The organism is Halomonas sp. 3D7M (assembly GCF_014897885.1).
GTDB lineage: Bacteria > Pseudomonadota > Gammaproteobacteria > Pseudomonadales > Halomonadaceae > Vreelandella.
Genome location: NZ_JABUZF010000268.1, coordinates 72,002 through 85,416, shown reverse-complemented (window position 1 = coordinate 85,416; position 13,415 = coordinate 72,002). Strand labels below are relative to the sequence as shown.

The following is a 13,415-nucleotide window of genomic DNA, read 5'->3' as shown; positions in this document are numbered from 1 at the left end:
CGGATGTTTTTTAAGGTCGCGAATCGACTCCCAGCTAAAGGTGCCAATCGATACCATAATCATCACCGCTACCAGCGCTGCCATAGGAATCTGCGAGACCCAATCAGCGAGAAAGACCACCATCAACAACAGAACAACACCAGCGATAAGCGTTGAGAGCCGAGTCCTGCCACCGGATTTTATGTTGATGACTGACTGACCAATCATTGCACAGCCTGCCATACCGCCCAGTAAACCCGATCCGATATTAGCGATACCCTGACCTTTACACTCACGGTTTTTATCGCTGGGTGTATCCGTTAAGTCATCAACAATAGTGGCTGTCATCATAGATTCAAGAAGGCCCACCACCGCCAGCATGATGGCGTAGGGAAAGATGATCATTAGCGTTTCTAAATTAAGTGGCACGCTAGGCCATAAGAACATTGGCAGTGTATCGGGCAGTTCGCCCATATCACCTACCGTGCGTATATCCATGCCGCTTACCATATACACCCCGGTAAGCACCACGATGCATACCAGAGGAGAAGGGACCGACTTTCCAATCGCCGGCAAGTACGGGAAGAGATAGATAATGCCTAAGCCTGCTAGCGTCATGGCATACACATGCCACGTCACATTAGTTAACTCAGGCAGTTGCGCCATGAAGATTAATATCGCTAGGGCATTCACGAACCCGGTGACCACCGAACGGGATACAAAACGCATCAGCTCTGCAAGTTTTAAGTAGCCTGCGATAATCTGTAATACCCCAGTCAATAGCGTGGCCGCTAGTAAGTACTCCAGGCCATGTTCGCGAACTAAGGTAACCATCAGTAGCGCCATCGCACCGGTAGCTGCTGAAATCATACCCGGGCGACCACCAGTAAAGGCGATCACTACCGCGATACAAAACGAGGCGTATAGGCCCACTTTGGGGTCAACGCCCGCAATAATCGAAAATGCAATCGCTTCAGGAATTAGCGCTAGGGCAACAACGATGCCTGAGAGCGTGTCGCCTTTGATGTTAGAGAACCACTCTTGCTTACTGAAAAGTGCCATTCAGGGAGTCCATAGTTGAAGGTGAAACACTACGCACTACCGCCACACCGAGGTGAAACGAGAACGCGCAATTAAGCGAATAGGTTGTCAAAACAGTGCTGCATCACGAAGATACGGGGCAGCATCAATAGCCAATGAACGGCCATAGGATGCACAAGCGCCGACATAACGCGATAGGCGTCATGGCGCTTATATAAAGGAGGGAGTTACTTAGGGCGGAGTCATCAGCCCAGAAAAGATGTGAGTAAATGCAGTCATAAGTAATATTCTGTACGGTTGCAATAAGCAAGGTGCGACAAAGCGCAGCATTCTAACAGCATCACAGCCGCATTGCATCTCACGCCACTCTGGTAGCTCACACTGTGATACGCGCTGATACGCTCCCACCTCTACTTAGGCAGGGTGACCTCGCGACTGATTGTGGCGTACCATTGCGCCACCAGAAACGATGACAATTGCCAACGTTTTATGTTGAAGCGGCACACATAGTCACGTGCCGAATATGCCCGCCAAAGAGGAGAAATAGATGATGAGTCAGTCAATTGCGGTGATTAAAGGCGACGGTATCGGCCCCGAAATTATGGATGCCACCCTGCGCGTACTTGATGCGCTGGAGTGCGGCCTGAATTATGAGTTTATCGATGCTGGCCTGGCGGCGCTTGAAAAACACGGTACGCTGATTCCTCAAGAATCGCTTGATGCCATCGAGAAGTACGGTATTGCCCTGAAAGGCCCGCTGACCACCCCTATTGGCAAAGGTTTCTCCTCCATCAACGTGCAGTTGCGTCGTCATTTTGACTTATACGCCAACGTGCGCCCTGCGATTAGCTTCCCCGGCACGCGTTCGCGTTACAACGATATCGATATGATTACCGTGAGGGAAAACACCGAAGGGGCCTACCTCTCTGATGGCCAAGAGATGATTGACGATGGCAATACCGGCATCTCAGTCATCAAGGTAACCCGCCAGGGTTCCGAACGCATTGTGCGCTATGCGTTTGAGCTAGCAAAAAATAACGGCCGTAAAAAAGTCACCGCTGTACATAAAGCTAACATCATTAAAACCAGCTCTGGCCTGTTTTTGGATGTCGCTAGGGAAGTCGCCAAAGAGTATCCCGAGATCGAATTCCAGGAAATGATTGTAGATAACGCCTGCATGCAGCTAGTGATGAATCCGCACCAGTTCGATGTCGTTGTCACCACCAACCTGTTTGGCGATATTCTTTCTGACCTATGTGCTGGACTAGTGGGCGGATTAGGCTTGGCGCCCGGTGCTAATATCGGCGAAAAGGCTGCTATTTTTGAAGCAGTTCACGGTTCAGCACCGGATATTGCCGGACAAAAAATCGCCAACCCTTGCGCCCTGCTGTTAGCAGCCGCCCAAATGCTTGATCACTTAGGCATGAACGAAAAAGGCGACGCGATTCGTCACGGAATTCGCGCGGTGCTGGAGACACGCCGCGATATGGTGACACCCGACATGGGCGGCACCGGCACAACCGATACATTTGCCCAAGCGCTCGTAGAGCACTTAACCGCTTAACTGTTTAGGTGCTTTTCCCGTCACCGCAACGCATTTTACGCGGTGATGGGATCCTTGAGCTTTAAGTCTGACTTTTCTTAGCTTAGGGAAGCTCACATTGCCTATCTCCTCACAGCAAGCTGCCGAACACTTCAGCCATATGCGACCTCGCCTGCTTGCATTTGCACGCTTGCAGCTTAGAGAGAGTGCTGCCGCTGAAGATGCCGTTCAGGAAACGTTGCTCACCGCGTTTGAAAAAACCAGTTCATTTGAAGGGCGCTCAGAATTTGAAACCTGGGTATTTGGCATCTTGAAATTTAAGATACTTGACCATCTGCGCCAGCAGAAAAAACAGGGGCGCTGGCAGCCGCTAAATGACTCAATCGACGAGGACACGTTAGACCGGCTATTCAAATCAAATGGGCATTGGCAGGCCAGCGCCCGCCCGCACGACTGGGGAGAACCTGAGCATATTTTAGAGAACCAGCGCTTCTGGCAAGTGTTCGATGCCTGTTTAATAGCGCTACCCGACAGTATCGCGCGCGTATTTACCTTACGAGAGCTGATGGGATTATCGACACAGGATATTTGTAAGGAACTCGACATAACAGAAACTAACTGCTGGGTTATCTTACACCGAGCACGGTTAAGGTTAAGAGCGTGCTTGGATAACGGCTGGACTCAGTAGGAGCCAATAAAGATGCTAATGTGCCGTGAAGCAACACGTTTGATGTCACTTAAGCAAGATAGAGCACTCACTTTTCGCGAACGTACTGCACTACGCATACATCTCTCTATGTGCAGCGCCTGCCGCGCCTGTAGCCGACAATTTGACCTGCTTCACAAAATTGGTGAGCACCACCCTGCTGTACCAAAAAAATCGACAGAAAGCGGTGGTCGTTATGAGCCTCGCTAGTGCTTTTCCCATCAAAGGAACAGCACTAGCTAGCCTATTTTTTAGCCCGTTATTATTTACAACCGCTAGCGGGCAAGAGATACGCTTTACACCTAACCAAATCATGACCTGGCCTACCCGAAGCTTCGAAGGCGAAACACGCTATTCCATTGTTGAGAAATCAGGCCAACGAGTGCTTGAAGCCAATGCTCAGGGCCAGGCCTCTGCACGCTACCTGGAACGCGATATTAATTTAAATGAAACGCCCTATCTTCACTGGTGCTGGCAAGTAGACTCAATCTATCCGGGCGTTGATGAGACAGCGAAAGCGGGCGATGACTATCCAGCACGGGTTTACGTGGCTCGCAAGACAGGGATTCTTCCCTGGCAGGTCGAATCGGTTAACTATGTCTGGTCCTCTACCCAACCTCAGGGTGCCTCGTGGCCAAATGCCTTTACTGACCGAGCACAACTGATGGCGTTGCAAAGTGGCAATAGCGCAGTTGGGGAATGGGTGGCAGAAGTACGCGATGTCCGTGCTGACTACCAAGCTCTTTTTGGCAGTGCTCCTAGCCAAGTCAACGGTATCGCCTTAATGAGTGATGGTGATAATACAGGCGGCAACGCCACCGCGTGGTTTACCCAACTAGGCTTTTCTAGCCTTAGCACTCCCCCTACATGTCCCCAATAGTCAAACAAGGCTAGCATACCATTTATTTATACAAAACCATTACAAACAGAGTGCCTTTTATTAAGATCTGATCTACTATCACCCTATTCTCGGTGACAACAGACTAGATTTAAGGGACTACCAATGCTCGCATATTTCGCTTCTGACGCCTTACGTAGCGCCCTAACCCAACATACTGCGTGTATCTATTTTTCATCGGAAGGCATTATCCAAGAGGCTAGTGAGTCGTTTTTAGCCTCTATGGGGTACTTATTAGCTGACATTAAGGGGCAGCATCACCGTATTTTTTGTTTTCCTGAAGAAACGTCTAACCGTCAATATGATGATTTTTGGAAATCACTTGCAGCAGGTGTAAGCCAGCAGGGGCGTTTTCGGCGCATGAATGCACTTGGCGAAGAGGTATGGCTTGAGGCTACCTATTTACCGATCAAGAACCGTCGTGGCAACGTTGTACAGATTTTAAAAGTAGCCACTGACGTGACCAAAGAGCACCAAAACGCCGCTAGCGAACGTTTCATTCTTCAAGCCCTAAATAGCTCAATGGCAGTCATTGAATTCACAACTGACGGCTTTATTCTGGATGCCAATACTAATTTTGAACAAGTAATGGGCTATCCTCTGCACAAACTTCGTGGCGAACATCATCGACTGTTCTGCGATAACGATTTTTACCGAGAACACTCAGATTTCTGGCAACGCTTAAGCCAAGGGGAGTATAAGCAGGGTAAGTTCTTACGCCTAAATGCCAAAGGAGGCGCCGTTTGGCTGGAAGCTACTTATAACCCTATCTTTGATGACGAGGGTAAGGTGGTAAAGGTCGTTAAGTTTGCTACCGATATTACTCAAGCAATGCTGGCAACTGAAGCTGCTAAAGCCACAGTAAGCAGCGCCCAAGCATCGTCTAGCCAAACCGAGCGAATTGCTCAAAATGGGTTAACCCACTTGCAAACGGTGCTTTCCGACTCACAACATGCCGCCCATACGCTCAACGAAGCACAGCAACTAATCACTGCACTAAACCAACAAGCGGAACAGATTAACAAAATCACTGCATCAATCGCGCAAATTGCCAGCCAAACAAACTTGCTTTCATTAAATGCCGCGGTGGAAGCAGCAAGAGCAGGTGAACAGGGCCGTGGATTTGCTGTAGTAGCAAATGAGGTACGCCAATTAGCCAAAGGATCAAGTGAAGCGGTGAGCGAAATCACTCGAGTCCTAAAAGAAAATAATGCACTTGTCGCCCGCACCACCCAGGCAATGCAGCAAGTGGTCAAGCAAGGTGAAAGCAGTCAAACGAGTGTTAAAGAAATAGAGTCAATTGTGAGCGAAATTTTGCAAGGCGCGCAGAGTGTTTCTCACTCTATCGAACGACTCTCTCTTTAGCACCTTGATAAGAAAAAACTCGCCATGTTTATGGCGAGTTTTTTAGTCTTAAAACGAGGTAGCGTTAACTTATTAGCGCAATTTCGTTTTACGCAGGTACGGCAGAACAGCGTCAAATTCACCGAACTTCTGCTTAGCATCTTCATCAGACACGCTCGGCGGAATAATAACGTCCTGACCAACTGTCCAGTCAGCAGGCGTTGCAACGCCATGTTTTGCCGTGGCTTGCAGTGCATCCAGCGCACGCAGAATTTCTGCGAAATTACGGCCAACCGTCATCGGGTAGGTCATCGATAGCTTCAACTGCTTATCCGGCCCGATAATGAACACCGAGCGTACCGTTGCGCTATCGGCGGGGGTGCGGCCATCTGGCAGATAAGCATCTTCTGGCAGCATATCGAACAGTTTGGAAACCTTTAGGCCTTCATCGGCAATAATGGGGAAGCCAACCTTATTGCCGCAAACTTTCTCGATATCGCTTGCCCAGCGTTTGTGGTCTTCAACGCCATCCACAGAGACGCCAATAACTTTGGTGCCGCGCTTTTCCCATTCGGGGCTCAGCGTTGCCACTGCGCCGAACTCTGTAGTGCAGACCGGGGTGAAATCTTTAGGGTGAGAAAAGAGGATCGCCCAGCTATCACCGATCCAGTCGTGGAAATGAATCGGGCCTTGGCTAGTTTCTGCTTCGAAATCAGGCACTACCGCATTGATACGTAATGACATCGTTCCTCCTCATTAGGGTCAAGTGACCTTAATACCTTATATGACTTTCAACGCCTTCACTATAGAACGTTTCGCGCTATAGCAGTGAAACATTTGCTATGCTCAATCCAGCGACGTGGCGTCTTTCTCTTCCCGCTTGATGCGCTTTACCCAGCGCTGTTTTGCATAGTGGCGCAAGTTCGCCACACTGTCGGTTTCATCGACAATATCTTGACCTAATATCGTCTCAATGATGTCTTCTAGGGTGATAAGGCCCACAAAGGTGCCGTGTTCATCATAAACCACCCGCATGTGCAGGTGATCCTTCAACATTGATGTAAACACCTGCTCGACATTGTTCGATACTTCGACACTACCAATTGGGTGCATCAGCTCGCGCATGGTTTTGGCATCATCGGCGTGATACATATCGGCCTTGTGCACATAACCAAATGCCTGCTCACCGTTATCCATCACAGGGAAACGCGTGAATGGCATTTTGCCATACTGCTCGTCAAACTCCTTGACCATCATGTTAGGCAATACCGTTTCACAGACAGTACGGGGCGTCATCGCTTTATTGACCGCAATTTCATGCAAATTCAGCATGTTAATAATGGTGCGTGACTCATCCGCATCCAACACTTGCTCTTCTAAACCTACCCGCGCCAACACTTTAATTTCATCGCGCAAGTCAACATCATGCTCCGACTTTCCTAAGCGGCGCGTAATCTGTTCAGACATCCAGATAAACGGCAGCAACCCAATGATCATTGGGTTCAGTAACCGTGGCAACATCGGTGATAGACCTCGCCAATAGGTAGCACCAATCGTTTTGGGAATGATTTCAGAAAGAATTAAAATCAGCATGGTCATGACGGCAGACACAATGGCAATAGAGGCTTCGCCAAACACGACCGCGGCCTGCGCCCCCACTGCCGTTGCACCGACAGTATGCGCAATGGTGTTAAGCGTTAAGATCGCGGCCAACGGCCGATCAATATTGGTTTTTAGCTTCGTCAGCGCTACATGAAGCTTGGGATTATCTTCTTTTTGCTTGGCGATATAGCTCGGCGTAATAGACAGCAACGCTGCTTCAAGGATAGAGCACAGAAAAGAGAACGCGATTGAAAGGGTAGCAATCGTGATAAGAAGGAACATGGGAGCTCATAGTGATGGATGATGCATCGTATATAAGGCCACGACTGCTTGGTGTCAATGCATAAACACATGTTTATTCTCTTACAGCCAGCAAACAATATTTATCACCACTGCCACTCACTTCTCGCCACTGCATCGTGGGCATGTAAACTTTCTGCGTGAACTACCTTTAGCTGGAACCCTGAAATATCAGCCATCTTTCTAAGCGCTCCATCCAGACGTTTGGCGGCATCTTCACAGAACATCAGATTCTGACCATTGGCGAGCGCAAATGCCTGCTCATCAATACGTTTAACAGCTGTCTGTAACGCTGTCCCCAGGGCGTTCTCAATACGCTCAATAAGGTCAGCAAGCGGTATGTCATCGTTTCCTGCCAGCCGTATGGAACAGTGGGCAACACTGCGCTGACCATGTGGAGTGGCGAGTACCCCTTCCTCGCTGCCTAGCCACGCGAGTACGGCCTGCTTGGTTAAGGGAATCTCTTCAAAATCTTCCGCAAACGCTTGCTGAATTAGCTGTCTTGCTAATGCCGCTGAGCAGGGGCAAGTTGAGGAGTAACCAACGGATATGTCTAGCTCCACCTTGAAACCTGACGGTGTGAGCTGGCTGTGCAGTGTAAACGGATAGCCTTTCCAACCTGACAAAGGGCTGATCAGCGCGTCACGTTTAAGTAATGCCTCCCCACTGAACGTTAGGTAAGCGTTTTCTGATAATGCGTGGTGACTCTCCAAAAAAGCCGCAAGAACACGATGAAGTAACGTGGGCGTTAGCGCCTGGTGCTCTAATGCATCCAATGCGGTATACAGCCGTGACATGTGGATACCGCGAGCACCGGCTTCTTCAAGGCTAACGCCCGCTGACACATTAGCGTTTACCGCTGACACATTAGCGTTTACTTGGCTCCCCGCCAGCCTTACTGGCAGGGCCACGCCTTCCATACCAACCCAGGAAAGCGTGCCCGGTAAACGGGCAGGTTGTTGGGCAATATCGGGTAAAGTAAAAGCCGTCATTAAATTGCCTCGTTCGTTGATGAGTTAAAGGGTGTGAAATAACGATAAAGCTGCGCCACAGTGGCAGGCGCGACATTTTGAGTAATGAAGACAAACCGAGAAATGCGGTCATTAACACACTGCATCGGCAGAGGCGTCGGCGGGTGGAAAATGTGCTGGACGCCGTGCAGCGCGAGCGGTTCATCACGGTCGGTAAGGTGCACAATCGCTTTAATGCGTAGCATTTTCTCGCCCATCAACGACATCAATAGATCCAGCCAGTTTTCCAAAGCGTCTGGGGTAATTAATTCCTCAACGCAAAAACAAAACGCATTGATATTCTCCCCATGGCGAGTCAACGTTGGCTGGCTAGTGGGCTGCACAAAAGCAGCGTTACTGTCGCCCTGCTGCTCCCCCTCGTGCTTAACATCTTCAGCATGGATAACGCTGTAACGTGCTGACTTCAGCCACTGCTCCACCTGGTGTCGTTGAGAATCCCGACGAAAAAGCCCTGCGCCTACCAACAATTCAGGCGAAAGATTACCGTTCACCACCTGCCACTGCTCTGCGGCGGGATTGATAGACGCCAGTTGGTTAGCCAGTGGCGCTAAGCAAACTTCGTCGACCAGGTCAGTTTTGGTGATGAGTAATCGGTCAGCTATCGCAATCTGGCGCTGTGACTCACGATGCGCCTGCAACGTTGCCTCACCGTTCGCGGCATCAACACAGCACACCACGCTATCCAACTGGAAACGGTGGGCAAGCCAATGATCGGTCATTAACAGCTGTAAAATAGGGGCGGGATCGGCCAGTCCCGTGGTTTCAATCACAACACGGGAAGGTGCTGGTTTTCCCTCTGCCAACAGCGAATCAATAGCCTGCTTTAGCGTACGGCTTAAGTCTCCCCTCAATGTGCAGCACAAACAGCCGCTGCTCATCTCCACCACCGCTTGCTCATCACTCTGGGTAATCAGTTGATGATCTAGTCCAATATCACCAAACTCATTAATTACGATCAGCGTGTTTTGCATTGACGCTTGGCGTACCCAGCTATTGAGTAACGTTGTCTTACCGCTCCCTAAAAATCCGGTCAGTACGTTAACCGGTGTCAGCGTGGAGAACTGCATCACTCCCCCCGTGCCTTGCGGAAATGGTGCTCTTTACGCTCCTGGCGCTCCTTTGCCTCAATGCAAAGCTTTGCCGTGGGACGAAAAAGTAGCCGTTGAAGACCAATTGGCTCGCCAGTTTCTTCACAGAAGCCGTATTCGCCATTTTCGATGCGCTGTAAGGCTGCATCGATATTAGTGATCAACCGACTTTCGCGATCTGCTTGGCGAAGTGACAACCGCAGCTCCTCCTCAAACGAGGCCTGGTCAGCCTCGTCGCTATCCCTCTCATGAGAGGCGATAGCCGTTTTCACCTCGCTTAAATGCGCTTCAAGTTCCGCTCGCTCGTTTAAAAGCCGCCGACGAAAAAAAGCAAGCTGCGCGGCATTCATGTACTCGTCCTCTGATGAGGCCAACAGCAGAGCCTCCTCAGCTTTTTTTGCATCTGGGAATTCAGCGCCACTGTCTGTTCTGGCAGTTACTGACTGAGTGATATCGGGTTGCAATGGTTAGACTCCTTTTGATAAAAACGTTATAACATAACAAATAAAGCTCTGCGACCTAACCTTTCTCAATGCTAATGCACTGCTAAACGTAACAGGAGACCTACATGCCCACTCCACACTCTCATCAAGCAGTCTCTTGGCGACTACCACAACACGCCGCACTGGATACCGACATCAGCGTGCTTCCGCGTATATTTGAAGAGCAGATTAACATCGCTATTCTGCACCGCGCTCTGCCCGCCGATGTGGCGCTTAGCGCAAACGCACAGAGCCAGACATCGCGCGACTGGCAGTACGCATGGCTTGGCAGCCCGACAGATGACTTTAAAAATGACTTGCGTCGCAAGCTACCAGAGCCCTCAGCAGGAGATGCGCTGGTTGACGATATCGCAACCGCTGCTGAAGCCATCGCATTCCTGTTTGATACCGATACCGTGGGCATTCGTCTACGCTTATTAACAGCGGCGATGTGCCCACGTTTTCACTGCGACAACTTGCCGGTACGTTTAGTGACCACCTATGTCGGCCCGGGTAGCGAATGGTTACCTGAAAATGCGCTTAATCGCGCGGGGCTGGGTGCGCCAACACCTGATCGCCCCGAGATTATCAGCGACCCAAGCGCCATTCAGCGGTTGCATGCCGGTGATATCGCGTTGCTAAAAGGCAGCGGTTGGGTGGGCTGTGAAGAGCATGGCTTAGTGCACCGCAGCCCCTCTTTGGAGGCAGGTCAAAAGCGGCTATTGCTAACGATAGACCCCGCTTGATCGACTTACCCCTGTCACTAATTCGTCACTCCCCCCTGATAGGATTTATCGAATTAAATCGCTTACGGGAATGGTCATGGATAACAAACTACTGCTGGCAGGTGTAATAAGCATCTCGATGTTAACGTCGACGGCGTATGCTGAGTCATTAGGCAATCTAGCCTTTTCTGACACAACGCCCTATACCTCAGACATGACCCTAAAAGATGATTTCACCATTGCCGGTGATGACGATTTAATGGCGATGGATGCCATTAACAGCAACGGTTATGCCAACGCCATTATCGAAATACCCACAGGCACGTCTGCCAAATGGGAAGTTAGCAAAGAGGACCCGAACGCGGTTTATTGGGAGTATAAAGACGGCGAGCCGCGCATTGTAAATTACCTGGGTTATCCAGGCAATTATGGCGCCATTCCGGGTACTGCCCTGCCCAAAGAACTAGGCGGTGACGGTGACCCACTCGATGTCATCGTCTTAGGCCAAGCGTTACCGCGCGGTGAAGTCGTTGATGTACGTGTTATTGGCGTTTTAAAAATGTTAGACGACGGCGAGCAAGACGACAAACTGGTGGCAGTACTTACCCAGGATTCACCGTTTGCCCATATTGAAAGCATGCAGCAACTCGATAGTGAGTTCCCTGGTGTTAGCCAGATTGTTGATATCTGGTTCGCGAATTACAAAGGCCCTGACGGTGGTATGGAAGGTCTTGGGTTTGAAGACGCCGAGTCAGCGTTAGCCGTACTAGCAGCAGCTGCTGAGAATTTTTCAGCCACGCAATAATCTGATTGAATCAAACCGCCGTATTTTAAACTGTTTAAACATCACTGTTCTATTGATAGAGCAGTGATGTTCTATGCCTTTTTTCCCCATGCTTAACGTTATTGGGCGTTTGCCATTGGTTAATGACCCAACACTAAAACGCCCCCAGTAAGGAGGCGTATTGCTGATATTGCATGCTTTCATTTACTGGTTAAGCAAATACGTCAGTCCACTCACTGCGCTTAGCCAGCAAGCCTTTGGCTAGCGCTTGGGCACCTTCCAGGCTGTGACTGGCGGCCCAGCCGCACTGCATCTCATTACAGGCGGGTACTTCCGTGGCAGTCAGCACATCGTTGAGCGTTTGCTCGATAATGCTTAGCACGCCGTCATAATCGTCGTGGTTAATCATCGCGATATAAAAACCGGTTTGGCAACCCATCGGGCTGATATCAACCACTTTATCGGTGTGATTACGCGACATTTCAGCCATCAGATGCTCCAGGGAGTGCAGCGCAGGCATCTCCATGTGCTCTTTGTTGGGCTGACAAATACGCAGATCATACTTGTGGATACGGTCGCCATTTTGGCCTTCTTTAATATCGGCCAAACGCACGTAAGGTGCTTTTACCTTGGTATGGTCCAAGTTAAAGCTTTCGACGTTCATTTTCTTTTCAGTCATGTTGGCTCCGTCATCTAGGTACAACGCTTACTTATTCTACACCGTTACTGCTTTTCACACCTTGGGAGCGTCGAAATTCCACGGCTCGTCGGTATAAACACACACGTTGGCATCTTCAATATCGCCGTCGGGTGACTCGACGTGCTTAGCGAAAAAATCTTGTATCTCTTTGCGCTGACAGTGGGCTTCAAACTCTTCTCGGCTGGCCCAGATTTCATGAAACACGATCGGGTGGCTAGTGCCCTGGGCAAACGGATTGTCGATTTGCCGAGTCACAGTGTAGTGAATACAAGCATCTTCGCGATGGGTGTTTGGCTCTAAAGACTGCAGCGCTTTAAATACCGCTTCTTCTTTTCCCGCTTTGGGCTTAAAGCTGGCGATACAGTAAATTTTTTCCGACATGGTCATATCCTAAGCGATTAAGTTGGCATCATTATGCGGCTTGTCGGTGTGGGTTAACAACCTAACGGCTCATTCGTTCAGCCAGCATTTCCAAATCAGGCACTGTCATATCCGGCTCTCCTCCCCAGGGGTCGAAGGGCGCATCAGGGTGACGGCGCACCCAGGCGCTATGTAAACCTGCATGCGTTGCTCCAATCACATCAAAAGGATTACTGGAAATCAGCCAGGTATGTTCTGGGCGTGCTTCTAAACATGCGCGTAAGTAAGCGTATACCGCAGGATCAGGCTTGAAGCGCTTAACGTCATCAACACTTACCACCGCATCCATGTGGTTTTCCACGCCTGCGCGGGCCAGTAGCTTAGTGACAGCTTCTTGAGTGCCGTTAGAAAACGCCACGCAGCGAATTCCAGCATCACGTAGTTGATCTAGGGCAGGCAGCACATCTGGGAATGCAGGTAACTCTGCATAAACCGCCATTAAGTGGTCATGGTCATTATCAGAAAGACCGCTTTGCATCGCACGATCAGTGAACACTAATGCCTCCCGGATACACTCCGAAAACGGCACATAGGCTCCCATCAAACCATGGCGAAAGCTGTATTCCAGCTGTTTTTCCCGCCAGCGCTTAGCAAAATCCCCAGCGATGGCTGCGTCACTGAGGCGGCGCTCCAGCTCAACCGTTACCCCTTGGGTATCAATGAGCGTGCCGTATACATCAAAAGCAAGTACCGGTTGCATGATAACTCCTAGCCTGATGGGTCGGATAATGGTGGGAGATAGGTGATCTCATGCATTTAGCATAGCTGCCCT

Annotated in this window: 16 protein-coding genes; 7 read left to right on the top strand and 9 right to left on the bottom strand. The window is 50.0% G+C overall.

Annotation, left to right across the window (positions count from 1 at the left end; translation table 11 throughout):
* Positions 1-1,041 (bottom strand): SulP family inorganic anion transporter (locus INT22_RS18330; protein WP_226912888.1); only part of this gene is annotated, 1,041 nt, incomplete at its 3' end.
* A gap of 529 nt (positions 1,042-1,570) precedes the next feature.
* Here INT22_RS18330 and INT22_RS18325 point away from each other — a divergent pair.
* The 5 genes from INT22_RS18325 (at position 1,571) to INT22_RS18305 (ending at position 5,532) form a co-directional block, all read left to right on the top strand.
* Complete coding sequence (locus tag INT22_RS18325; protein ID WP_125750946.1) at positions 1,571-2,584, top strand: isocitrate dehydrogenase; 1,014 nt, start codon at positions 1,571-1,573, stop codon at positions 2,582-2,584.
* 97 nt (positions 2,585-2,681) lie between these two features.
* Positions 2,682-3,251 (top strand): sigma-70 family RNA polymerase sigma factor, encoded by a 570-nt coding sequence (locus tag INT22_RS18320; protein WP_089039648.1) that lies wholly within the window; start codon positions 2,682-2,684, stop codon positions 3,249-3,251.
* A 12-nt stretch (positions 3,252-3,263) separates the two neighbouring features.
* The gene (locus INT22_RS18315; protein WP_193061771.1) at positions 3,264-3,479 is read left to right on the top strand and encodes a zf-HC2 domain-containing protein; all 216 of its coding nucleotides are present in this window, start codon (positions 3,264-3,266) and stop codon (positions 3,477-3,479) included.
* Positions 3,466-4,149, top strand: coding sequence for a DUF3047 domain-containing protein (locus INT22_RS18310; RefSeq protein ID WP_089039650.1), 684 nt, complete (start codon positions 3,466-3,468; stop codon positions 4,147-4,149). Before INT22_RS18315 ends, INT22_RS18310 begins: the two co-directional genes overlap by 14 nt.
* 123 nt (positions 4,150-4,272) lie before the next feature.
* The gene (locus tag INT22_RS18305) at positions 4,273-5,532 is read left to right on the top strand and encodes a PAS domain-containing methyl-accepting chemotaxis protein (RefSeq protein WP_193068720.1); all 1,260 of its coding nucleotides are present in this window, start codon (positions 4,273-4,275) and stop codon (positions 5,530-5,532) included.
* A gap of 72 nt (positions 5,533-5,604) precedes the next feature.
* Here INT22_RS18305 and INT22_RS18300 read toward each other — a convergent pair whose 3' ends face one another.
* The 5 genes from INT22_RS18300 to dksA all read right to left on the bottom strand — a co-directional run bounded on the left by INT22_RS18300 (position 5,605) and on the right by dksA (position 9,996).
* Positions 5,605-6,255, bottom strand: a complete 651-nt coding sequence (locus INT22_RS18300; RefSeq protein ID WP_095604014.1) for a peroxiredoxin — start codon at positions 6,253-6,255, stop codon at positions 5,605-5,607.
* 102 nt (positions 6,256-6,357) lie between these two features.
* Positions 6,358-7,395, bottom strand: a complete 1,038-nt coding sequence (locus INT22_RS18295) for a CNNM domain-containing protein (RefSeq protein ID WP_193061774.1) — start codon at positions 7,393-7,395, stop codon at positions 6,358-6,360.
* A 104-nt stretch (positions 7,396-7,499) separates the two neighbouring features.
* Positions 7,500-8,405, bottom strand: coding sequence for a GTP cyclohydrolase FolE2 (folE2, locus tag INT22_RS18290; protein ID WP_193068719.1), 906 nt, complete (start codon positions 8,403-8,405; stop codon positions 7,500-7,502).
* Positions 8,405-9,511 (bottom strand): CobW family GTP-binding protein, encoded by a 1,107-nt coding sequence (locus tag INT22_RS18285; RefSeq protein ID WP_193068718.1) that lies wholly within the window; start codon positions 9,509-9,511, stop codon positions 8,405-8,407. Before INT22_RS18285 ends, folE2 begins: the two co-directional genes overlap by 1 nt.
* Positions 9,511-9,996, bottom strand: coding sequence for an RNA polymerase-binding protein DksA (dksA, locus tag INT22_RS18280; RefSeq protein ID WP_193061776.1), 486 nt, complete (start codon positions 9,994-9,996; stop codon positions 9,511-9,513). Before dksA ends, INT22_RS18285 begins: the two co-directional genes overlap by 1 nt.
* 104 nt (positions 9,997-10,100) lie before the next feature.
* Here dksA and INT22_RS18275 point away from each other — a divergent pair, with 104 nt between their 5' ends.
* Both INT22_RS18275 and INT22_RS18270 read left to right on the top strand, forming a co-directional pair.
* Positions 10,101-10,760 (top strand): DUF1826 domain-containing protein, encoded by a 660-nt coding sequence (locus INT22_RS18275; RefSeq protein ID WP_193061777.1) that lies wholly within the window; start codon positions 10,101-10,103, stop codon positions 10,758-10,760.
* Positions 10,761-10,836: 76 nt separating this feature from the next.
* Positions 10,837-11,544 (top strand): inorganic diphosphatase, encoded by a 708-nt coding sequence (locus INT22_RS18270; protein ID WP_193061778.1) that lies wholly within the window; start codon positions 10,837-10,839, stop codon positions 11,542-11,544.
* Between the two features lie 190 nt (positions 11,545-11,734).
* On the opposite strand, the gene INT22_RS18265 is transcribed toward INT22_RS18270, so the two are convergent.
* The 3 genes from INT22_RS18265 to INT22_RS18255 all read right to left on the bottom strand — a co-directional run bounded on the left by INT22_RS18265 (position 11,735) and on the right by INT22_RS18255 (position 13,343).
* Positions 11,735-12,202 (bottom strand): S-ribosylhomocysteine lyase, encoded by a 468-nt coding sequence (locus INT22_RS18265; RefSeq protein ID WP_089039658.1) that lies wholly within the window; start codon positions 12,200-12,202, stop codon positions 11,735-11,737.
* Between the two features lie 54 nt (positions 12,203-12,256).
* Entirely contained in the window at positions 12,257-12,604 is a 348-nt protein-coding gene (locus INT22_RS18260) for a putative quinol monooxygenase (RefSeq protein WP_193061779.1), read from the bottom strand.
* A 61-nt stretch (positions 12,605-12,665) separates the two neighbouring features.
* Positions 12,666-13,343, bottom strand: coding sequence for a haloacid dehalogenase type II (locus tag INT22_RS18255; protein WP_193061780.1), 678 nt, complete (start codon positions 13,341-13,343; stop codon positions 12,666-12,668).
* Between the last annotated feature and the right edge of the window lie 72 nt (positions 13,344-13,415).

Excerpts from the sequence above, each read along its gene's own strand:
- INT22_RS18325 (WP_125750946.1), top strand. The coding sequence starts at position 1,571 with ATGAGTCAGTCAATTGCGGTGATTAAAGGCGACGGTATCGGCCCCGAA.
- INT22_RS18315 (WP_193061771.1), top strand. The coding sequence starts at position 3,264 with ATGCTAATGTGCCGTGAAGCAACACGTTTGATGTCACTTAAGCAAGAT.
- INT22_RS18310 (WP_089039650.1), top strand. The coding sequence starts at position 3,466 with ATGAGCCTCGCTAGTGCTTTTCCCATCAAAGGAACAGCACTAGCTAGC.
- INT22_RS18305 (WP_193068720.1), top strand. The coding sequence starts at position 4,273 with ATGCTCGCATATTTCGCTTCTGACGCCTTACGTAGCGCCCTAACCCAA.
- INT22_RS18300 (WP_095604014.1), bottom strand. The coding sequence starts at position 6,255 with ATGTCATTACGTATCAATGCGGTAGTGCCTGATTTCGAAGCAGAAACT.
- INT22_RS18295 (WP_193061774.1), bottom strand. The coding sequence starts at position 7,395 with ATGTTCCTTCTTATCACGATTGCTACCCTTTCAATCGCGTTCTCTTTT.
- folE2 (WP_193068719.1), bottom strand. The coding sequence starts at position 8,405 with ATGACGGCTTTTACTTTACCCGATATTGCCCAACAACCTGCCCGTTTA.
- INT22_RS18285 (WP_193068718.1), bottom strand. The coding sequence starts at position 9,511 with ATGCAGTTCTCCACGCTGACACCGGTTAACGTACTGACCGGATTTTTA.
- INT22_RS18275 (WP_193061777.1), top strand. The coding sequence starts at position 10,101 with ATGCCCACTCCACACTCTCATCAAGCAGTCTCTTGGCGACTACCACAA.
- INT22_RS18270 (WP_193061778.1), top strand. The coding sequence starts at position 10,837 with ATGGATAACAAACTACTGCTGGCAGGTGTAATAAGCATCTCGATGTTA.
- INT22_RS18265 (WP_089039658.1), bottom strand. The coding sequence starts at position 12,202 with ATGACTGAAAAGAAAATGAACGTCGAAAGCTTTAACTTGGACCATACC.
- INT22_RS18260 (WP_193061779.1), bottom strand. The coding sequence starts at position 12,604 with ATGTCGGAAAAAATTTACTGTATCGCCAGCTTTAAGCCCAAAGCGGGA.
- INT22_RS18255 (WP_193061780.1), bottom strand. The coding sequence starts at position 13,343 with ATGCAACCGGTACTTGCTTTTGATGTATACGGCACGCTCATTGATACC.